The organism is Sphingomonas degradans (assembly GCF_053502645.1).
This window is the reverse complement of record NZ_CP177172.1, coordinates 2,027,993-2,048,289: the sequence shown is the minus strand read 5'-3', so window position 1 is coordinate 2,048,289 and position 20,297 is coordinate 2,027,993. Positions and strand designations below refer to the sequence as shown.

The following is a 20,297-nucleotide window of genomic DNA, read 5'->3' as shown; positions in this document are numbered from 1 at the left end:
CAAACGACGACCGCAAACGACGGGGGCCCGGCGTTTCCGCCGAGCCCCCGCGTTCAGGCAAGGGAGCGGGCGCCCTTACCAGAAGATGTCGTAGATCGTGTCGACTACTTCGCCCGTGTAGATGTCGACCAGCAGCGCGTCGTTGTAATAGCGCACCCAGCGATAGGGCCCATCGACTTCGGGAAGGCGATAGTAGAACGGGTCGTTGATCCAATATTGCTGCGAGAACAGCAACGGGCTGAGCGTGAAGCCGATCGAGAAACGCCGATAGCCATAGCCCCAGCCGCTGGGCGCATAATAGCGCGGCAGGCGGTACAGGCTGCGGTTCGACGTGCGATAGCCGCGCCAGTCATAGCGGCGATCGTTGCGCCAGCTGTTGTTCCAGCGCCCGCCATTGCGATCGTTCCAGCTGCGGAAGTTGTTGCGATCGTTCCACCCGCGATTGTCACGCCCGTTCCAGCCGGGATTGCCTCGATCGAAGCGGCGATCGTTATTCCACTGGTTGCGGTCGGGGCGGTTGGGGCCACCATTCCACTGGTTGCGGTCGGGGCGGTTGGGGCCACCATTCCACTGGTTGCGGTCGGGGCGGTTGGGTCCGCCATTCCACTGGCCGCGATCGGGACGGTTGGGTCCGCCATTCCACTGGCCGCGATCGGGACGGTTGGGGCCGCCGTTCCACTGGCTGCGATCGGGACGGTTCGGGCCGCCATTCCACTGGCCACGATCCGGGCGGTCGCCGCCGTTCCACTGGCGCGGCGGTTGCGGTGCCTGTGCCTGGGGAGGCTGTTGCTGCTGGAACTGGCCGCGATCCGGACGGGGGCCGCGATCGCCACCATTCCACTGGCGCTGTGGCTGCGGTCCGCGATTGCCGTCCTGACGCCAGCCGCCGCGATTTTCGCGCGCTGCCGGCGCCGGTTGCTGGTTGGAGGCGCCGCTGTCCGGACGGTTGCCACCGCCCCAGCGACCGCCACGGTCCTGCGCCAGTGCCGGCGGGACCAGAGCCGTTGCGGCGATGATTGCCGCGAGCAGGGTCTTCTTCATCGTTTGTCTCCGCTGGCCCGGCACGGGAGGGACCGGGTTTTCGAGGTAGGACAGTGTTTATCCCCGCGCCGATGAGCGGTTGCTGAATTGCGGTGAAAGCAGACTGAAAGCTTTGGTCACTCCGGCGGGTCGCCGACTTCGGCGTCACTTGGCGTGTTCAACGCGGCATCGCCCCGCGCGATCCGCGCCGCATCGGTGATTGCGCCCAACAGCCGTGGGTAGATGCCGCAGCGGCAGATATTGGGAATCGCTTCCTTGATCTCTTCTTCGGACGGGTTGCGGTTTGTCCGCAACAGCACCGACGCGGCCATGACGATGCCGGGGATGCAATAGCCGCATTGGGGCACATTTGCCGCGATCAGCGCCTGTTGCACCGGGTGGCTGCGATCCTTCGACAGGCCCTCGATCGTGGTGACGAACGTGCCCTCCAGCGCGCCGATCGTCTCCTGGCAGGCCAGCCGCGCGGTGCCGTCGACATCGACGGTGCACGCGCCGCAATCGCCGGTGCCGCAGCCATATTTGGTGCCGGTCAGGTTCGATGCGTCGCGCAGCGCCCAGAGCAGTGGCGTGCGCGGGTCCATCTTGTACGCGACCGGCTGGTTGTTGACGGTGAAGCGAGTCATGGTGGCGGTGTAGCGGCAAACGCAGCGTTTCCGAAACCGGCATTGCGCCCCGCCACAGGGCGGGCGACATTCCGGGCATGACCCTTCCCACGCTGTACCTGCCGCATGGCGGCGGCCCCTGTTTCTTCATGGACCCCCAGGGCGGCCCGCCCGACCCGATGTGGCAGCCGATGCAGGACTATCTGGCAGGCCTGATCCGCGACCTGCCCGAGCGGCCGCGCGCGATCCTGATGGTCTCGGGCCATTGGGAGGAGCGCGACGTGACCGTGCATGTCGGCGACGGCCATCCGCTGCTGTTCGATTATAGCGGCTTCCCCGAGCACACCTATCGCCTGCGCTGGGACGCGCCCGGGGCGCCCGATGTCGCGATGCGGGCAAAGGCGCTGCTGGAGGCGGCGGGGCATCCGGTCGGCGTCGAGCGGGCACGCGGATGGGACCATGGCGTGTTCATCCCGATGATGGTGGCGGTGCCCGATGCCGACATTCCGCTGGCGCAGATGTCGCTGCGCCGCGACCTCGATCCGGCGGCGCATATCGCGATCGGCCAGGCACTGGCGCCTTTGCGCGACGAGGGCGTGCTGATCGTCGGATCGGGCATGAGCTTCCACAACATGCGCGCTTTCGGGCCGCAGGTGACGCCGATCGCCGATGCGTGGGATGCCGGGCTGACGGCGGCAGTGACCGATCCCGATCCGGCCCGCCGCGCCGCGCGCGTCGCCGACTGGCGCAGCCTGCCGCACGGCCCCTTTGCCCATCCGCGCGAGGAGCATCTGCTGCCGCTGATGGTCGCGCTGGGGGCAGGCGGCGGCGATCCCGCAACGTGCGACTATAGCGGACACGTGTTGGGCTGGACCGTCAGCGGGTATCGTTTCGGCTAGGGATTTATCGGAGGTTTCCGCCGCCGGCAGGCGTGCCATGGTCCGTGTGCGGTCCGATGCCGCGTGCGGAGTCTGCGCAGATGGCGACGAACAGTTCCTATTTCCTCCAGCTCCAGGCGATCAACGGTCGCAAGGTGCTGGTCAACATGGCGAACGCCCGCGCGGTCTCCACGATCGATATGGCGGGCGATCAGGTCGGCGTGGTCGGGTTCGATCGTGTCCATGAGGCGGTCGTCGACGAGACGGCGGCGAGCATAGCGGCCGCGCTTTCAGCCAGTGCAGCCACACCCGACGCCGGAGCGCCGGGAGCGACCTCGGCTCACTGATACCCGCCTTCTTCTTCGCGTTCCTTGGCAGCCTCTTCCTGCGCCTGTTCCAGCGTTTCGCTGTCGTCAGCCACAGTGCCGGGCTCCTGTTCGGGGTCGATCATCGCGTTTCTCCTGCAAGTACAGGGATAACGCGCGGCTGCCGCCTCGGGTCCGCGCTCAGTCGCGCCAGCTTCGGTCGGTGCGATCGACCAGCCGGACCATCGCCGCGAAGTCTGCCGCCCCCATGCCGCCAGGCACCTGCGCCATATGCAGGTCGCGCTGGTGCACCGCGACTACCGCGTCATCGACCAGCAACGGAGTGCCCATCGACGCGGTCGCCACCTGGATCTCGCAGGCGCGTTGCAGCGACCAGTGCTTGATGAACGCCTCCGGCAGCGTGCGGCCCATCACCAGGATGCCGTGATTGCGCAGCAGCATCACGCGCTTGTCGCCCAGATTGCGCAGCAACCGCTCGCCCTCTTCGTCGCGCACGGTCACGCCTTCGAAATCATGGTAGGCGATCTGCCCCGCGAAATTGCAGGCGTAGAAATTGGTCGGCCGCAGCCCGCCCTCGACCGAGCTGACCGCCATGCCCGCCGTCGTGTGGCTGTGCATGATGCAGTGCGCGTCCGGCAGATGGCGATGGAACAGCGCGTGCTGGACGAAGCCGGCGCGGTTCACCGGATAGGGCGAGTCGTCCAGTTTGTTGCCGTCGATGTCGATCTTGACGAGGTTGGAGGCCTTAACTTCGCTGAAATGCAGGCCGAACGGGTTGATGAGGAATGCGCCTTCTTCGTCCGGCACCTTCACCGTGATGTGGTTGTAGATCATCTCGGACCAGCCGAGCATGTCGAACACGCGGTAGCAGGCGGCAAGCTGTTGCCGCGCTTCCCATTCGGCTTCGGTTACACCGGGGCGGCTTGCGATCGCGGTGGCCATGAACCCTCTCCAGAGTATTTTTCGTGGATCGGGTATGCCATGAAGGCGCCACGCGGGCAACTCCGGGCAGGGGCCTAGCGAAAGCCGTAGGGCACGACGCGGCGATGGTCCGTATCGATCTCGATCACCGATCCGGCGGGGGGGAAGGCGCGCTGGTCGCAATCGGCGCGCGGGCAGATGCGGCACGAGGCACCGATCGGCACCGCAGCCCCGCCCAGCTTCACATCGTCGGCATAGACGAAATCGGCGGCATGGGCCTCTTCGCACCCGAGCGCCACGGCATAGCGGCGCGGCGGGCGGGCATAGCTGCCCGAGGGTTTGACCAGCCCCTTCGCCATCGAGACATAGCGCGTCCCGTCGGGCATTTCGGCGAGCTGGACCAGGATGCGGTCGGGGATCGCCACGGCTTCGTGGACGATCCACAGCGGGCAGGCGCCGCCCAGCGCCGCGAACTGGAGCCGGGTGGCGGAGTGCCGCTTGGTGATGTTGCCCGCCATGTCGACTCGGCAGAAGAAGAAGGGCAGCCCCGCCGCGCCGGGGCGTTGCAGCGTCGAGAGGCGGTGGCACGATTGTTCAAAGCTGACCTCGAACCGCTGGCGCAGGCGGTCAATGTCGTGCCGCACCTCGCGCGCGGCCAATCGGAAGCGCGTATAGGGCATCAGCAGCGCGCCCGCCGCGTAATTGGCGAGGCCGACGCTTAGCAATTCGCGCGCGGCCGGGCTCGCCAGCCCGGCGCCGTCGATCACCAGCCGCATCTCGTTGGCGAATTCATAGCGGACCAGCCGGTGCGCGAGCAGGAACGCACGGCTTTCGGGCGGAAGGCCGCGATTGAGCGACAGTGTGCGGCTGGGCCCGTCGAAACGGCTCAGCTGGCTGCCGTCGCCATCGGTATCGGCGATGCGGACGCCGTGCCACAGGCGCAGCCGCTCCTCCAGCCCGCGTGCGCCCTCGTCCAGCGCGTCGGCCAGCGCCTCTGCCGAGCGATCGATGGCGTCGATGTAATTGCCTTCCGCCTGGAACCAGTCGCGTACTTCCTCCCAGGGCAGGGGGGCGGCATCGGTGCCGCCGCTGTCGAACCGGTCGTCGAGCACGCGCAGCTGTTCCTGGCTGCGGCGCCACGCCTCGTGCAGCGCGACCATGCGCCGGGCGAGCAGCGGCTGTTGCTCCATCCCGCGTCGGATGTCGGCTTCGTCCAGCCGACCTGCGGGGACGCTCGAATCGGTGGCGGCGTCGATCGTGCGGAGCAGCGATGCGGTCTCCGCCTCGGCGCCGATTGCGGTCGCCTCGAGCGGGAATTCGCGGGCGAGGGCGACCAGCACCGCGTCGGTGATCGGGCGATCGTTATTCTCAATCTGCGACAGATAGGGAACCGAAATGCCCAGCCGCGCGGCCATCGCCGCCTGGCTGAGTGCAAGGCGGCGGCGCAGGTCGCGCAGGCGAAATCCCTCGAACAGGCGGCGGCGGGGTGCGGGCATGGCGGGACTATATATGCAAATACGATGGAAGCAACTTTGCAATATTGCATTTGCAAGCACGAACGGGCCCTGTGCATGGGCCATTTCCAGGAGAGACGGATGTCATCGACGATCGACGAACTGGAGCGCCGCCGCGCCGCCGCCCGACTGGGCGGGGGACAGAAGCGAATCGACGCGCAGCACGCCAAGGGCAAGCTGACCGCACGAGAACGGTTGGAGGTCCTGCTCGATCAGGGATCGTTCGAGGAGCTCGACATGTTCGTCGAGCACAACTGCACCGATTTCGGGATGCAGGATCAGGTGGTGCCGGGCGACGGCGTGGTCACCGGCAGCGGCACGATCAACGGCCGGCTGGTGTTCGTGTTCAGCCAGGACTTCACCGTGTTCGGCGGATCGCTTTCGGAGCGCCACGCGCAGAAGATCTGCAAGATCATGGACATGGCGCTCAAGGTCGGTGCGCCGGTGATCGGGCTCAACGACAGCGGCGGCGCGCGCATCCAGGAGGGCGTCGCCTCGCTCGGCGGCTATGCCGAGGTGTTCCAGCGCAATGTGCTCGCCTCGGGCGTAGTGCCGCAGCTCAGCCTGATCATGGGGCCCTGCGCCGGCGGTGCGGTGTACAGCCCCGCAATGACGGACTTCATCTTCATGGTGAAGGACTCGTCGTACATGTTCGTTACCGGCCCAGATGTAGTGAAGACCGTGACGAACGAGATCGTCACGCAAGAGGAACTGGGCGGCGCGGTGACGCATACCACGAAGTCGGGGGTCGCTGATGTGGCCTTCGACAACGATATCGAGGCGCTGCTCGCGGCCCGCGACTTCGTGGACTTCCTGCCGGCCTCGAACCGCGAGGGCGTGCCCGAGCGTCCGTGCGACGATCCGTGGGACCGGCTGGAGCCCAGCCTCGACACGCTGATCCCGCCGAGCGCGAACCAGCCGTACGACATGCACGAACTGCTGCGGAAGACGCTGGACGAAGGCGAGTTCTTCGAACTGCAGCCCGCCCATGCCGGCAACATCCTGATCGGCTTCGGCCGGATCGAGGGGCGCACGGTCGGCGTGGTGGCGAACCAGCCCATGGTGCTGGCCGGGTGCCTCGACATCAACGCGTCGAAAAAGGCGGCGCGGTTCGTCCGATTCTGCGATGCGTTCGAGATCCCGATCGTCACTTTTGTCGACGTGCCGGGCTTCCTGCCGGGCGTGGGGCAGGAGCATTCGGGCATTATCAAGCACGGCGCCAAGCTGCTGTTCGCCTATGCCGAGGCGACGGTGCCCAAGATTACGGTGATTACCCGGAAAGCCTATGGCGGCGCGTACGACGTGATGGCGTCGAAGCACCTGCGCGGCGATTTGAACTATGCCTGGCCGACCGCCGAGATCGCGGTGATGGGCGCAAAGGGCGCGGTGGAGATCATCTTCCGGGGCAAGACGCCGGAGGAAATCGCCGAGCGCACCGCCGAGTATGAGGCCCGCTTCGCCAACCCGTTCGTCGCGGCGAGCAAGGGGTTCGTGGACGAAGTGATCCAGCCGCATTCGACGCGGCGGCGGGTTGCGCTGGGCTTGCGCAAGTTGCGGAACAAGCAGCTTGAGAACCCGTGGAAGAAGCACGACAACATTCCGCTGTGAACGGCGCTGCTGCGGTTGCCGACGCTATCCGAGGATTGCCATGCCGGTTCTGACTCTTGCTCTCGCGCTGCTGGCCAGCCAAGCTGCTCCCGCGCAGGTTGCGCCCGTGTGGACGTTCAAGGAAAGCACGGACCCCGCGCAGCCCAAGAACGCCAGCGCCTCGATCCGCACCGCCGATGGAAATGCGCGGTTGGTCGTACGGTGCGATACCGCTGCCAAGCCCATCGTGTCGGTGCAGTTCATACCTAAACCGCAGATTCCGGCGGGGGACTCGCGAACCGTAAGCGTCACCTATAACGAGGCGCAGGCCGAGATGAGCCAATGGCAGTTTCCCGGGGCGGGTGCCTATAATGGCGAGCCCGTTGAGGTGTTCCTGCTCGTTGATCAGATCGCCAAGGCCAAGACGGTGCGCGTTGGCGTGCCCGAAGGGGAAGTGATGATCGAGGGTACCTTTGCGGGCCCCGGTAGCGACGCGCTTTTCCGCAAGGTTTATGCGGCGTGCGGGCTCCCCTATGCGATGCCCCCTGCGACTGCGACACCGAAATGAAACTCGGTCGTCTCAACCATGTGGGGATCGCCACGCCTTCTATCGAAGCATCGATCGCGCTGTACCGTGACGTCCTCGGCGCGGAGGTGATCCGCGAACCCTTTGACCTGCCCGCGCAGGGCGTGCGCGTTTGCTTCGTGGATACCCCGAACGCGCAGATCGAACTGATCGAGCCGCTGGGCGAGGCGTCGCCGATCCATGGTTTCCTCGCGAGGAATCCGGCGGGGGGGCAGCATCACCTCTGTTACGAAGTGCCCGACATCCACGAGGCCAAGGCGTGGTTTGAGGCGAAGGGTGCCAAGGTGCTCGGCGAGCCGCGCATCGGGGCGCATGGGACGCCGATCTTCTTCGTCCACCCCAAGCACATGGGCGGGGTGCTTACCGAGATCATGGAGACGCCGCGTGAGCAGCACTGACACCCGTGCTCCCGCGAAAGCGGGAGTCCAGAGCCATGGGCGGTGCGCTTGCAGCCCTGGGCTCCTGCGTTCGCAGGAGCACGCGGCATGACCAAACCCACCCTCGACCAATGGTCCGCCGCTGCCGCCAAGGAAGTGAAGGGCAAGGACCTCACCTGGCACACGCCGGAGGGGATTGCGGTCAAGCCGCTCTACACCGCCGAGGACGTGGCGGGCATCGACCCCGGCCTGCCGGGCTTCGCGCCGTTCACGCGCGGGGTGCGCGCGTCGATGTACGCCGGGCGGCCCTGGACGATCCGGCAATATGCGGGATTTTCCACCGCCGAGGAATCCAACGCCTTCTACCGCCGCAACCTTGCCGCCGGGCAGAAGGGGCTGTCGGTCGCCTTCGATCTCGCCACGCATCGCGGCTATGACAGCGATCATCCGCGCGTGACGGGTGATGTCGGCAAGGCCGGCGTGGCGATCGACAGTGTCGAGGACATGAAGATCCTGTTCGACGGGATTCCGCTCGATCAGATGAGCGTCAGCATGACGATGAACGGTGCGGTCATCCCGATCCTGGCGTTCTTCATCGTCGCGGGCGAGGAGCAGGGCGTCGACCAGAGCCTGCTCGACGGGACCATCCAGAACGACATCCTCAAGGAGTTCATGGTCCGCAACACCTATATCTACCCGCCCGAACCGAGCATGCGGATCATCTCGGATATCTTCGCCTATACCTCGGCGCACATGCCGAAGTTCAACAGCATATCGATTTCCGGCTATCACATGCAGGAAGCCGGGGCGACGCAGGTGCAGGAACTGGCCTTCACCATCGCCGACGGCATGGAATATGTGAAATACGGCGTCGCATCGGGGCTGGACATCGACAAGTTTGCCGGGCGGCTGAGCTTCTTCTTCGCGATCGGCATGAACTTCTTCATGGAGATCGCCAAGCTGCGCGCGGCTCGCGTGCTGTGGCACCGGGTGATGACGCAGCTGGGCGCCAGGGACGAACGCAGCAAGATGCTGCGCACGCATTGCCAGACCAGCGGAGTCTCGCTGACCGAGCAGGACCCGTATAACAACGTCATGCGCACCACGATCGAGGCGATGGCCGCGATGCTGGGCGGCACGCAGAGCCTGCACACCAATGCGCTCGACGAAGCCATCGCGCTGCCCACCGATTTCTCCGCCCGGATCGCGCGCAATACCCAGATCGTGATCCAGGAAGAAACGGGGATGACCAAGGTGGTCGATCCCCTGGGCGGCAGCTATTATGTCGAGGCGCTGACGCAGGAGCTGGTCGACAAGGCCTGGGCGATCATCGAAAAGGTCGAGGCCGATGGCGGCATGGCCAAGGCGGTCGCCGCCGGCTGGCCCAAGGCGATGATCGAGGAAGCCGCCGCCGCGCAGGCCGCGCGGGTCGATCGCGGTGAGCAGGTGATCGTCGGCGTCAACAAATACCGCAAGGATGGCGAGGACCCGATCGACATCCTCGATGTCGACAACGTGGCCGTGCGTGAGGCGCAGATCGCCCGTATCCAGCGCGTGAAGGCGACCCGCGACGAAGCGGCGTGCCAGGCTGCGCTGGAGGCGCTGCGGGCGGCGGCGTTATCCCCGTCCGGGAGTGGGGCAGAGGCCAACCTTCTCGCGCTCGCGGTCGTCGCGGCCCGCGCCCGCGCCACGCTGGGCGAAATCAGCGCGGCGATGGAGGCAGGGTTCGGGCGCTATGGCACCCAGCCGACGCCGGTGCAGGGCGTCTATGGCGGGGCCTATGCCTTCGACCAGCGCTGGGCACGATTGAAGGACGGCGTTGCCGCGACCGAGCGCCGGCTGGGCCGCAAGCCGCGCATGTTGGTCGCCAAGATGGGGCAGGACGGGCATGATCGCGGCGCGAACCTCGTCTCGTCCGCGTTCGGCGATCTGGGGTTCGAAGTCGTGCCGGGCCCGCTGTTCCAGACCCCTTCGGAAGCGGCGGCGCTGGCGCTGGAGAAGGATGTCGACGTGGTCGGCGCCTCCAGCCTGGCGGCGGGGCACAAGACGCTGATCCCCCAACTGATCGCCGCTTTGAAGGAAGCGGGTCGCGCCGATATCAAGGTGATCGCCGGCGGCGTGATCCCGGCGCAGGATTACGAGTTCCTGCGCGAAGCGGGCGTGCAGGCGATCTTTGGTCCGGGCACGAACCTGGTCAAGGCGGCGGAGGAAGTGCTCCGCCTGCTGGGGCACAACATGCCGCCGATGGACGAAGAGGCCGCGTGACTCTGGGCTTCTCCGTCGATGCGCTGGTGCCGCGTGCGCGGGGCGGGGGAGCGCTGCGCATGGGGCTGGTGCGGGTGCCCGAGGCGGAGTGGCTGACGCCGGGGGCGGACCTGGCGGCACGGGCGGCGGTGTTTGCGGATGTGCCGGGATGTGTGCAGGTGCTGCCCGAGGCGGAAGCGGCGGTTCAGGAAGTCGCAGAGATGCTGGATGGCTGGTCGTCTGCGTTCCCCTCCCGCTTGCGGGAGGGGCCAGGGGAGGGGCTGGAACCTTCCAGCGCTTCTTACACGTCAGTCCCTCCCCCGACCCCTCCCGCAAGCGGGAGGGGAGCAAAGGCTGCAGAGGTTCTCCGCACCGCCGCCGCAAGCGTGTGGGAGGACCTGTGCATCCTCACGGCCGACACATCCGGGCAATACCGCCTAACTGCCGCTGCGCTTGCCTTTCCCACCGACTGGCACCTCGCGGAAAAGCTCGGGCTTGCGCTCACGCCCGTTCACGCGCCGATCCACGGCTATGCCGAGCAGCTCGCCGCGGGAGTCGACCATTTCTTCGCCACGCTCCAGCACGGCCCAATCTTCGGCCGCACCAACTGGTTCGTCGTGGCGAGCGATGCGTGGCGCTATCTGCCGCAGGACGCGCCCGAAACCCGTTTCGCACATGTGACGGCGGAGAATGCCGGCGCGGCGCTGTTCGTCCGGTGCGAGCGCCAGACGCTGCGCCGGCTGCCGCTTAGCGGAGCCGTGCTGTTCACCATCGGCATCCATGTAGAGCCGCTCGATCGCCTGAGCACCGGCGCCGTCGCGCGCGTTGCCCAGTCCGTCGCGGGGATTGGCGGCGGCGAGCACGAACGCCGCGCCGCGCCCTTTTACGCCGACGCGCTCACTCGCTATGCCGAGCGGCGTAACCGAACTCCGGAGTTGATTGCTTGACCCTCGAATCCACCCCCGTGCGTACCGACTGGACCCGCGAAGAGATCGCTGCGCTGTTTGATCTGCCGTTCCTCGACGTTGTCTATGAGGCCGCATCGGTTCATCGCGCCCACCACCCGCGCAACCAGGTCCAGCTTTCCACGCTGCTGTCGATCAAGACCGGCGGCTGTGTCGAGGATTGCGGCTACTGCAACCAGTCCGCGCATGCCGAGACCGGGCTGAAGGCGACCAAGATGATGGACGTCCGCGCCGTGCTCCAGGCAGCGGCGCAGGCCAAGGACAATGGCTCGTCGCGCTTCTGCATGGGCGCCGCGTGGCGCAGTCCCAAGGACAAGGACATGCCCGCCATCGTCGAGATGGTACAGGGCGTGCGCCAGATGGGGCTGGAAACCTGCATGACGCTGGGCATGTTGTCGGAGAAGCAGGCGGCGATGCTCGCCGAGGCGGGTCTCGATTACTACAACCACAATATCGACACGAGCCCTGAGAATTACGCCAACGTCATCACGACGCGCAGCTTCGAGGACCGGATCGAGACGCTGGAGAATGTGCGCGGCGCGGGGATCAACGTCTGTTCGGGCGGCATCATCGGCATGGGCGAGAAGCGCGAGGACCGTGTCGGCTTCCTCCACGCGCTGGCGACGATGGAGCATCCCGAAAGCGTGCCGATCAATGCGCTGGTTCCGGTAAAGGGCACCGTGCTGGGCGACATGCTGGCCGATACGCCGCTGGCGAAGATCGACCAGATCGAATTCGTCCGCACCGTGGCGGTTGCGCGCATCCTGATGCCGCTGTCGATGGTCCGCCTGTCGGCCGGCCGCGAGAGCATGAGCGACGAGACGCAGGCACTGTGCTTTCTGGCCGGGGCGAACTCGATCTTCACCGGCGACAAGTTGCTGACCACGGGCAATGCCGGTGATGACAAGGACGCGGCGCTGTTCGCGCGGTTGGGGGTGGAGCCGATGGCGGTTGCGCAGCACGCCGAATTGGTGGCGGCCGAATAGTGAAAGAGGACTGGGCCTCATTCCTTCGTCTTCCCGGCCTTGCGCCGGGATCCCGCTGCCTTGCCCGCGTGAGAAGCGGGGCCCCGGCGCAAGGCCGGGGTGACGAAAAGTAAGAACCGAGAGGGGCCTGATGTTCAAGAAAATCCTCGTCGCCAACCGTGGCGAAATCGCGTGCCGGGTGATGCGCACGGCCAAGAAGATGGGCATTGCCACGGTCGCGGTATATTCGGACGCCGATGCCCGCGCGCCGCATGTGCTGATGGCGGACGAGGCGGTGCGGCTGGGGCCGGCGCCGGCGAGCGAGAGCTATCTCAAGGCCGAGCTGATCCTGCTCGCCGCCAAGGAAACCGGTGCCGATGCGATCCATCCGGGCTATGGCTTCCTCTCCGAACGCGAGAGCTTTGCCAAGGCGTGCGCTGAGGCCGGAATCGCGTTCGTCGGCCCGCCGCCGGTCGCGATCGCGGCGATGGGCGACAAGATCGAGTCGAAGAAGCTGGCCAAGCAGGCAGGCGTGAACGTCGTCCCCGGTTTCGTCGGTGAGATCGAGGACACCGAGCACGCCGTCCGCATCGCCAGCGAGATCGGCTATCCGGTGATGATGAAGGCTTCGGCCGGCGGCGGCGGCAAGGGGATGCGGCTGGCCTATAGCGAGCAGGACGTCCGCGAAGGCTTTGAGGCGACCAAGCGCGAGGGGCTAGCGAGCTTCGGCGACGACCGCGTGTTCATCGAGAAGTTCATCGAGAGCCCGCGCCACATCGAGATCCAGGTGCTGGGCGATCAGCACGGCAACATCGTCTACCTCAACGAGCGCGAATGCTCGATCCAGCGGCGTCATCAGAAGGTGGTCGAGGAAGCGCCGTCGCCCTTCGTCACGCCGGCGATGCGCAAGGCGATGGGCGAGCAGGCGGTCGCGCTGGCGCGGGCGGTCGGCTATTACAGCGCAGGCACGGTTGAGCTGATCGTCTCGGGCGCCGACAAAACCGGGCAGGGCTTCTACTTCCTCGAAATGAACACCCGCCTCCAGGTGGAGCATCCGGTGACCGAGGCGATTACCGGGCTCGATCTGGTCGAGCAGATGATCCGCGTCGCGGCCGGCGAGACGCTGGCGTTCGGGCAGGAGGATGTGAAGATCGACGGCTGGGCGATCGAGAACCGCGTCTATGCCGAGGACCCGTATCGCGGCTTCCTGCCGAGCACCGGGCGGCTGGTGCGCTATCGCCCGCCGGCGGCGGAGAAGGCGGGGCAGGGCTATGTCCGCGTCGACGACGGCGTGACCGAGGGCTCCGAGATCAGCATGTTCTACGATCCGATGATCGCCAAGCTGGTCACCTGGGCCCCGACCCGCGACGAAGCGGCGGACCTGCAGGTGCAGGCGCTCGACCAGTTCCGGATCGACGGCATCGGCCACAATATCGATTTCCTGTCGGCGATCATGCAGCATCCGCGCTTCCGCTCGGGCGCGATCACCACCGGGTTCATCGCGGAGGAATATCCAGAGGGCTTCCACGGTGCGCCGGCGTCGGATGCGCTGCGCCGCAAGCTGGCGGTCGTGGCGGCGGTGATCGATGTCGAGCGGGCGGAGCGCGCGGCCGGGATTTCCGGCCAGCTGGGCGATGCGGTTGCAGTGAGCGGGCGGCGCGTGGTCCTGATCGACGGCGCGCGGTTCGACGTCGACGTCGGCGAGACCGTGACGGTCGATGGCGAGGCGATCGAGATCGACGGCGAATGGGGCGCGGACAATCTGATCCTGACGGCGCAGATCGACGGCGCGCCGCTCAGCGTCGGCGTCGCGCGCAAGGGGACGGCGTGGAAGCTGACCGCACATGGCGCCGCGCATCTGGTGGAAGTGCTGCCGCCGCACGTCGCGCAGTATCGCCACCACATGATCGAGAAGATCCCCCCCGACATGAGCCGGTTCCTGCTCGCGCCGATGCCCGGGCTGCTCACCCGGCTGCACGTGGCACCGGGCGATGCGGTGCAGGCGGGCCAGCCGCTGGCAGTGGTCGAGGCGATGAAAATGGAGAACATCCTGCGCGCCGAGCGGGCAGGGGTGGTCAAGGCCGCGCACTTTGCGGCGGGCGACAGCCTGGCGGTGGATGCGGCGATCCTGGAGTTCGAGTGATTTCAGATACTTGAGGTGACTACGTAGCATCCCCAATGGGAGCATTGCGGACCGAATCGTTGCGCTGGATCAACATTGCGGCCGGGCGCGGGGCGTAGCCGGAAGTCCTCAACGAGGAGGAACTTTCGAATGCGTACCGCTCTCAAACTCGCGATGCTGGCCGCCGGCGTGGCTGCCGCGACTCCCGCACTGGCACAGGAAGCGACCACGCTTCCCACCGGCGCGGTGGAAGATAGCGGCCGCCAGGCGGGCGACTGGCTGTTCCGCGCACGCGCGATCATGGTCTCGCCGACCGAAAGCTCGGGCGAAGTCACCGGCATCGCGAAGAGCGAAGTCGGGCTTAGCAACAGCGTGATGCCCGAAGTCGATTTCACCTATTTCGTGACCAAGAACATCGGCGCCGAGCTGATCCTGGCGACCACCAAGCACAATGTCACCGGCCGCGGCAGCATCGATGCGCTGGGCAAGATCGCCGACACCTGGGTCCTGCCGCCGACGCTGACGCTCCAGTATCACTTCCTGCCCGAAGGCAAGGTGCACCCCTATGTCGGCGCTGGCGTGAACTACACGATCTTCTATTCGGCGGATTCGACCAAGTCGCTCAACACCGCGCTGGGCAACACCAAGGTCAAGCTGGACGACAGCTTCGGCTATGCGCTCCAGGCCGGTATCGACGTGGACATCACGCCGAAGTTCTTCGTCAACGCCGACATCAAATATATCGACATGGACACCACGGCGCGGCTGACCACGGGCACCACCAAGCGTTCGGTCAATGTCGAGGTCAATCCGATCGTCGCGGCGATCGGCGTCGGCTTCAAGTTCTGAAGCGACAGGCGTTCCGGTAATACCCCCCACCGGATCGTCTGCTTCCGAAAAGGCCTTGCCGGCACTGTCCGGCAAGGCCCTTTTTTTCGTCCGGCGCACCGGGAAGCTACGGATAGGACCGCGCGGGGGACCGCGCGATCCTGCGCCCATGACCAAGCGCATCACGATCATCGACGGGCACCCCGATCCCGATCCCGCCCGCTATGTCCACGCACTGGCGGAGGCCTATGCCGCCGGCGCGGCGGAGGTGGGGCACCAGGTGCGGCGCATCGCGATCTCTGCGATCGACATCCCGTTCCTGCGATCGCAGCAGGACTGGCGCGAGGGGGTGCCGGGCCCCGACATCGCCGCCGCGCAGGACGCGATCGGCTGGGCCGAGCACATCGTGCTTCTCTATCCGCTATGGCTGGGGGACGTGCCCGCGCTGCTAAAGGCTTTCCTGGAACAGGTGGCGCGCCCCGGCTTCGCGCTGGAATATGGCGCGACCGGGCCAAGGCCGCTGCTGAAGGGCCGCACGGCGCATGTCGTGGTGACGATGGGGATGCCGGGCTTCGTCTATCGGCTGGTATACGGGGCGCACAGCCTGAAGAGCCTGCGCCGCAACATCCTGAACACTGCCGGCATCCGCCCGGTCAACGAAAGCGTCATCGGCATGGTCGAAGGCGATGCCGGTGCGCGCGCAGAGTGGCTGGTGCGGATGCGCGATTTCGGGGCGATGGGATGCTGAAACGGGCTACTTTACGAGCAGAAACACCAGGCCGATCAGAAGCGCCAGGACGATAAACGGCGACAGGAATACTGCCGTGGCGGCGACCACACCGTAACGCCTATGGACGGCGAGCGTTACCTCGTCCCAGAACCATTCAAAGACGGTCTCGATCGCCCAGCCCATTGCATCAGTGTATTACTGATCTGCGACATTGCAACGGCATTTTTCGCGCTGTTATCGCCCGTGCTTGTGCCGATTGCGCTCGCCCGGGGCGCCGTGGCATGCGATTGCGCACGGGTCCTTGCCCGGCATATCGCCCGGCTGCCGGCCGGGGAGGCCGCCGCCGCACAACCGGCCATAGAGCGGCGCCGGCTCGGCCATCACCGATGGCGCGGCCATCGACAGCGGGGCGATGAGCAGGAGCAGGCGCAGGTTCATTCGGCGTCCTCGTCGATCAGGATGCGCAGCGCGGCGCCGTCCATATCCTCATATTGCCCGGAATTGAGCGACCAGACGAACGCCGCCAGTCCGCTCAGCCCCAGGAACAACGCGACCGGGATCAGGAATGCCAGCCCGCTCATTTCGCACACCCCCGCAGGCGCAGCGCATTCGCCACGACGATCAGCGAAGAGCTCGACATCGCGATGGCGGCTATCAGCGGGGTGACATAGCCCGCGATCGCCAGCGGCACCGCCAGCGCGTTATAACCGATGGCGAGCGCGAAATTCTGGCGCACCACCGCCAGCGTGCGGCGTGCGGCGCGGACGGCGAGGGGCACGGGCAACAGGCTGTCGCCCATGAACACGAAATCGGCGGCGGTCTGTCCGACATCGCTCGCCGAAGCGGGCGCGATCGAGACATGGCCGGCGGCCAGGGCGGGGCCGTCGTTCAGGCCGTCGCCGATCATCAGCACGCGCTTGCCCTCGTCGCGCAACCGCTCGATTTCGGCGAGCTTGTCGCCGGGGGTCAGGCTGGGGAGCGCGGGGACGCGCAGCTCATCGGCAATCGCGCCTACCGCTTCCGGGCGATCCCCGGACAGGATCGCAACGGGCAGCCCCAGCGCGGTCAGCTCGGCAACCGCCTTTGCCGCATCGGGGCGCAGCGCGTCAGAGAAACAGAGCAGCAGCGGCTCCTCGCCCTCGATGCACAGCGCCGTGGCGACGCCGCCATGCGGGGCGTGAACGCCCAGCCAGCTCGGGCGGCCCAGCCGCGCCAGGCCGCCGTCGAAGCGCCCTTCGATCCCCATGCCGGCGATTTCGCGCAGGTCGGTGAGGTCGGCGGCGCGCACTTCGCGGCATTCCAGCGCCTGTGCCAGCGCGCGGGCGACCGGGTGCCGGCTGGCGCGGGCGAGGCCCAGCGCGATCTCCGCATCCTTGCCCGCCAGCGCGATCTCGCCGAACGGCACCGGGCGGCCCAGCGTGAGCGTGCCGGTCTTGTCGAAGCGTGCCGTGTCCGCCTCGGCCAGCCGCTCTAGCGCGGAGCCGTCCTTGACCAAGATCCCGCGCCGCATCAGCGCGCCTGCCGCGACCACCTGTGCCGCCGGGACCGCGAGGCCAAGCGCGCAGGGGCAGGTGATGATGAGCACGGCCACCGCGATCATCAGCGCCTCGTGCCAGCCAGCCCCGGCGATCATCCACCCGGCAAAGCTCGACAGCGCCAGCGTGTGCACGGCGGGTGCATAGAGGCGCGCGGCGCGATCGGCGATGCGGACATAGCGCGAGCGGCTCTGCGACGCGGCTTCCATCATCCGCGCGATTTCGGCGATGGTCGTTCGATCCCCCGCCGCCGTGACGCGGATGGTGAGCGGGGCGTCGAGGTTGAGCGTGCCCGCGATCGCCTTTCCGCCCGGCGCCAGCGGCTCGGGTCGGCTCTCGCCCGTAATGAGCGACAGGTCGACGCTGCTGTTGCCCTGCTCGACCACGCCATCGGCGGCGAGCCGCTCGCCGGCGGCGACGATCAGGCGCATGCCCGGCTCGATCTCGTCAGCCTTGCGCCATGCCGTCGTGCCGTCGGGCAGCAGCACGGTGCCCCCCGGCGCGGTCTGGCGCAGTAGTGCCTCTACGCCTTGGCGCGCGCGGTCGCGCATCACGCTGTCGAGGAAGCGTCCGACCAGCAGGAAGAACACCAGCATCACCGCACCGTCAAAATAGGCATGCGGCCCGTTGGTGATCGTCTCGAACAGGCTGAGCGCCGTGGCGAGGGTGACGCCGATCGAGATCGGCACGTCCATGTTGGTCCGGCCCCGGCGCAGCGCGGCCCAGGCGGACTTGAAGAAGGGGCGCCCCGAATAGGCGATGGTCGGCAGCGCGATCAGCGCCGACAGCCAGTGGAACATCTCGCGCGTGGCGCCGGTGGCCCCTGACCAGACCGAGACGGACAGCAGCATGATGTTCATCGACGCGAAGCCCGCGACGGCGACCGCGCGCAGCAAAGCCTTGCTCTCTTCGCCCTGGTTCGCGAGCGGGCCGACCGCGATCGGCTCGGCATCGAAGCCGATCTTGCCGAGCATCGCGCGCAGTGCCTCGGGGGTGACCGACGGATCGTGGTCGACCGAGACGCGGCGCGTCGTGAAATTGACGCGCGCGGCGCGGATGCCGGGCAGCGGCCCCAGCTCGCGTTCGATCCGGGCGATGCAGCTGGCGCAGCGGATGCCGGGGACGCTCAGCTCGCTATGCTCGACGGCGGCGCTCATGCCGTCACGTCCTTGACGAAGTCGGCGCGCTCCTTGCCGTGGGCGATCGACAGATGCAGCCGCCAGCGCCCGGCGGGGAGGGGGCTTTGCGCGACATAATGGCCGGGTGCAGTTTCGGTGAAGCGCAGGTCGACATTGGGCAGCCGGCCCAGCGGATGGCGGGCCGTGGCGGTGACGGTGGCGCCGGTGAGGGCGCCCGCGTCGATCACGGCGTGGCGATCGGCTGTGCTCGCCCGTGCCTTCCACCCCAGCCGTTCCTGCGCGCGGGCTTCCTTGAGCCAGCCGTTGAACTCCTGGCTGGCGACATAGCTGTTTTCGACCACCACGCCGCCGAACGTGCGCGTGGCCAGCGTCGCCATCGTCACGTTCACCGCGATGATGACCCCGAAAAAGGCGATCATGGTGGCGAGCATGTGCCAGCCGGTGAAGCGGAAACGCGTGGTCATTGGCCTGCCTCCGGGCGATCGAAACGGGCGGGGTCGTCATCGCCGCCGCCCTGGGCGTCGAGCGCAGTGACTCTGAAACGGAACTCGGCCGGCTGCGGTCCGGTGCGCGGGGCGCGGACGTAGAGCCGCCGGCGCTCGACCTGGTCCGGTGCGACCGTCAGCGTGATCGCGGGCGCGGCGGTGCTCTCCTCGGCCAGCGAATCCCACACCACGGCCCCCGGCAGCCCTTCGATGCTGACTCGCACGGGGCGCGGGCGCGTCTCCATGTTGCGGACCTTGACGGTATAGGCGTTGCGCACGGTGCCGTCGGACAGCTGGACATAGAGCGGGTTGCGCTCCTGGCCCACCGACAGGTCCAGCCGGGTGCGCGCGTTGAGCGAGATCACCATCGCCACGCCGATCGCGGCCCAGGCGCCGAAATAGAGGAAGGTGCGCGACCGCAGGATCGTGCGGCGGACGGGGACGGGGGGCGCGCCCTTGCGCTCCTCTTCGCAATCCTCGAACGTGGCATAGTCGATCAGCCCGCGTGGGCGGCCGATCTTGGCCATCATGTCGTCGCACGCATCGATGCACAGCGCGCAGGTGATGCAGGCGAGTTGCGCCCCTTCGCGAATGTCGATGCCGGTCGGGCACACCTGGACGCAGGCGTTGCAATCGATGCAGTCGCCGACCTTCGCATCGGCGCTGTCGGCGGCGCGCTTCAGGCCATGGCTGCGGGGCTCGCCGCGCCAGTCCTTGTACGTCACGATCAGCGAGCGCTCGTCGAGCATGGCCGACTGGATGCGCGGCCATGGGCACATATAGATGCACACCTGCTCGCGCATCCAACCGCCGAAAATGTACGTCGTGGCGGTGAGGAACGCGACAGTGGAATAGGCGACCGGCGCCGCGTTGCCGGTGACGAAATCGCGCAGCAGCGTGGGCGCGTCGGCGAAGTAGAAGATCCATGCGCCGCCGGTCAGCACCGCGACCAGCAGCCAGGCGCTGTGCTTGGTCACGCGCTTGGTGACCTTGGACACGCTCAGCGGCGCCTTGCGCAGGCGAAGCTGGGCGTTGCGGTCACCGTCGACGAACCGCTCGATATGCATGAACAGGTCGGTCCAAACCGTCTGCGGACAGGCATAGCCGCACCAGGCGCGGCCGACCGTCGCGGTCAGCAGGAACAGACCGATGCCGGCCATCACCAGCAGCCCGGCGACGTAATAGAACTCGTGCGGCCAGATTTCGATCGAGAAGAAATAGAAGCGACGGTTAGCCAGATCGACCAGCACCGCCTGGTTGGGCGCATAGGCGCCACGGTCCCAGCGGATCCAGGGCGTGACGTAATAGACGGTCAGCGTCGCGACCATCACCGCCCATTTCAGGCGACGATAGAATCCATCGACTGCGCGGGGAAAAATGTCGGCGCGGCGGGCATATAGCCCGCCGGCCTTTCCGGTGCGGTTGGCATGGTTCGACATGACCTGTCCGCTA

At 67.1% G+C, this 20,297-nt stretch carries 21 protein-coding genes; 11 read left to right on the top strand and 10 right to left on the bottom strand.

Features of this window, described 5'->3' with window-relative positions; all coding sequences use genetic code 11:
• Nucleotides 1-75: 75 nt before the first annotated feature.
• A complete protein-coding gene (locus tag ACG3SL_RS09105; protein ID WP_448664813.1) occupies nt 76-1,041 on the bottom strand; it encodes an RcnB family protein in 966 nt (321 codons plus the stop codon).
• A 116-nt stretch (nt 1,042-1,157) separates the two neighbouring features.
• The gene (locus tag ACG3SL_RS09100; protein ID WP_448664812.1) at nt 1,158-1,664 is read right to left on the bottom strand and encodes a (2Fe-2S)-binding protein; all 507 of its coding nucleotides are present in this window, start codon (nt 1,662-1,664) and stop codon (nt 1,158-1,160) included.
• A gap of 77 nt (nt 1,665-1,741) precedes the next feature.
• Between ACG3SL_RS09100 and ACG3SL_RS09095 the strand changes: the two genes are divergently transcribed.
• Nucleotides 1,742-2,542, top strand: a complete 801-nt coding sequence (locus ACG3SL_RS09095; protein ID WP_448664811.1) for a DODA-type extradiol aromatic ring-opening family dioxygenase — start codon at nt 1,742-1,744, stop codon at nt 2,540-2,542.
• 80 nt (nt 2,543-2,622) lie between these two features.
• Nucleotides 2,623-2,868, top strand: coding sequence for a hypothetical protein (locus tag ACG3SL_RS09090; RefSeq protein ID WP_448664810.1), 246 nt, complete (start codon nt 2,623-2,625; stop codon nt 2,866-2,868).
• 159 nt (nt 2,869-3,027) lie between these two features.
• On the opposite strand, the gene ACG3SL_RS09085 is transcribed toward ACG3SL_RS09090, so the two are convergent.
• Complete coding sequence (locus tag ACG3SL_RS09085; protein WP_448664809.1) at nt 3,028-3,789, bottom strand: class II aldolase/adducin family protein; 762 nt, start codon at nt 3,787-3,789, stop codon at nt 3,028-3,030.
• Nucleotides 3,790-3,863: 74 nt separating this feature from the next.
• A complete protein-coding gene (locus ACG3SL_RS09080; protein ID WP_448664808.1) occupies nt 3,864-5,264 on the bottom strand; it encodes a helix-turn-helix domain-containing protein in 1,401 nt (466 codons plus the stop codon).
• Between the two features lie 99 nt (nt 5,265-5,363).
• Here ACG3SL_RS09080 and ACG3SL_RS09075 point away from each other — a divergent pair, with 99 nt between their 5' ends.
• The 9 genes from ACG3SL_RS09075 (at nt 5,364) to ACG3SL_RS09035 (ending at nt 15,704) form a co-directional block, all read left to right on the top strand.
• The gene (locus ACG3SL_RS09075; RefSeq protein WP_448664807.1) at nt 5,364-6,890 is read left to right on the top strand and encodes an acyl-CoA carboxylase subunit beta; all 1,527 of its coding nucleotides are present in this window, start codon (nt 5,364-5,366) and stop codon (nt 6,888-6,890) included.
• A 40-nt stretch (nt 6,891-6,930) separates the two neighbouring features.
• Nucleotides 6,931-7,437 carry a hypothetical protein gene (locus ACG3SL_RS09070; RefSeq protein WP_448664806.1) on the top strand — a complete coding sequence of 169 codons (507 nt, stop codon included), beginning with the start codon at nt 6,931-6,933 and terminating at the stop codon, nt 7,435-7,437.
• Nucleotides 7,434-7,853: a methylmalonyl-CoA epimerase gene (mce, locus tag ACG3SL_RS09065; RefSeq protein WP_448664805.1), complete on the top strand. Its 420-nt coding sequence runs from the start codon at nt 7,434-7,436 to the stop codon at nt 7,851-7,853. Before ACG3SL_RS09070 ends, mce begins: the two co-directional genes overlap by 4 nt.
• An 87-nt stretch (nt 7,854-7,940) precedes the next feature.
• Complete coding sequence (scpA, locus tag ACG3SL_RS09060) at nt 7,941-10,097, top strand: methylmalonyl-CoA mutase (protein ID WP_448664804.1); 2,157 nt, start codon at nt 7,941-7,943, stop codon at nt 10,095-10,097.
• Nucleotides 10,094-11,023 carry a heme-dependent oxidative N-demethylase family protein gene (locus ACG3SL_RS09055; RefSeq protein WP_448664803.1) on the top strand — a complete coding sequence of 310 codons (930 nt, stop codon included), beginning with the start codon at nt 10,094-10,096 and terminating at the stop codon, nt 11,021-11,023. Before scpA ends, ACG3SL_RS09055 begins: the two co-directional genes overlap by 4 nt.
• A complete protein-coding gene (gene bioB, locus ACG3SL_RS09050; protein ID WP_448664802.1) occupies nt 11,020-12,027 on the top strand; it encodes a biotin synthase BioB in 1,008 nt (335 codons plus the stop codon). The genes ACG3SL_RS09055 and bioB overlap by 4 nt, the downstream gene beginning before the upstream one ends.
• A gap of 130 nt (nt 12,028-12,157) precedes the next feature.
• On the top strand, nt 12,158-14,149 hold the full coding sequence (locus ACG3SL_RS09045) for an ATP-binding protein (protein WP_448664801.1): 1,992 nt from the start codon (nt 12,158-12,160) through the stop codon (nt 14,147-14,149).
• Between the two features lie 129 nt (nt 14,150-14,278).
• Entirely contained in the window at nt 14,279-14,977 is a 699-nt protein-coding gene (locus ACG3SL_RS09040; RefSeq protein WP_448664800.1) for an OmpW/AlkL family protein, read from the top strand.
• 148 nt (nt 14,978-15,125) lie between these two features.
• Nucleotides 15,126-15,704 carry an NAD(P)H-dependent oxidoreductase gene (locus ACG3SL_RS09035; RefSeq protein ID WP_448664799.1) on the top strand — a complete coding sequence of 193 codons (579 nt, stop codon included), beginning with the start codon at nt 15,126-15,128 and terminating at the stop codon, nt 15,702-15,704.
• Nucleotides 15,705-15,710: 6 nt separating this feature from the next.
• On the opposite strand, the gene ACG3SL_RS09030 is transcribed toward ACG3SL_RS09035, so the two are convergent.
• The 6 genes from ACG3SL_RS09030 to ccoG are packed head-to-tail and all read right to left on the bottom strand — an operon-like array spanning nt 15,711 to nt 20,284.
• Nucleotides 15,711-15,869, bottom strand: a complete 159-nt coding sequence (locus tag ACG3SL_RS09030) for a hypothetical protein (protein ID WP_448664798.1) — start codon at nt 15,867-15,869, stop codon at nt 15,711-15,713.
• A gap of 51 nt (nt 15,870-15,920) precedes the next feature.
• Nucleotides 15,921-16,124: a hypothetical protein gene (locus ACG3SL_RS09025; RefSeq protein ID WP_448664797.1), complete on the bottom strand. Its 204-nt coding sequence runs from the start codon at nt 16,122-16,124 to the stop codon at nt 15,921-15,923.
• Nucleotides 16,121-16,267 (bottom strand): cbb3-type cytochrome oxidase assembly protein CcoS, encoded by a 147-nt coding sequence (gene ccoS / locus ACG3SL_RS09020; RefSeq protein WP_448664796.1) that lies wholly within the window; start codon nt 16,265-16,267, stop codon nt 16,121-16,123. The genes ACG3SL_RS09025 and ccoS overlap by 4 nt, the downstream gene beginning before the upstream one ends.
• Entirely contained in the window at nt 16,264-18,378 is a 2,115-nt protein-coding gene (locus ACG3SL_RS09015; protein WP_448664795.1) for a heavy metal translocating P-type ATPase, read from the bottom strand. Before ACG3SL_RS09015 ends, ccoS begins: the two co-directional genes overlap by 4 nt.
• The gene (locus ACG3SL_RS09010; protein ID WP_448664794.1) at nt 18,375-18,824 is read right to left on the bottom strand and encodes a FixH family protein; all 450 of its coding nucleotides are present in this window, start codon (nt 18,822-18,824) and stop codon (nt 18,375-18,377) included. Before ACG3SL_RS09010 ends, ACG3SL_RS09015 begins: the two co-directional genes overlap by 4 nt.
• Nucleotides 18,821-20,284 carry a cytochrome c oxidase accessory protein CcoG gene (ccoG, locus tag ACG3SL_RS09005; protein WP_448664793.1) on the bottom strand — a complete coding sequence of 488 codons (1,464 nt, stop codon included), beginning with the start codon at nt 20,282-20,284 and terminating at the stop codon, nt 18,821-18,823. The genes ACG3SL_RS09010 and ccoG overlap by 4 nt, the downstream gene beginning before the upstream one ends.
• Nucleotides 20,285-20,297 lie beyond the last annotated feature (13 nt).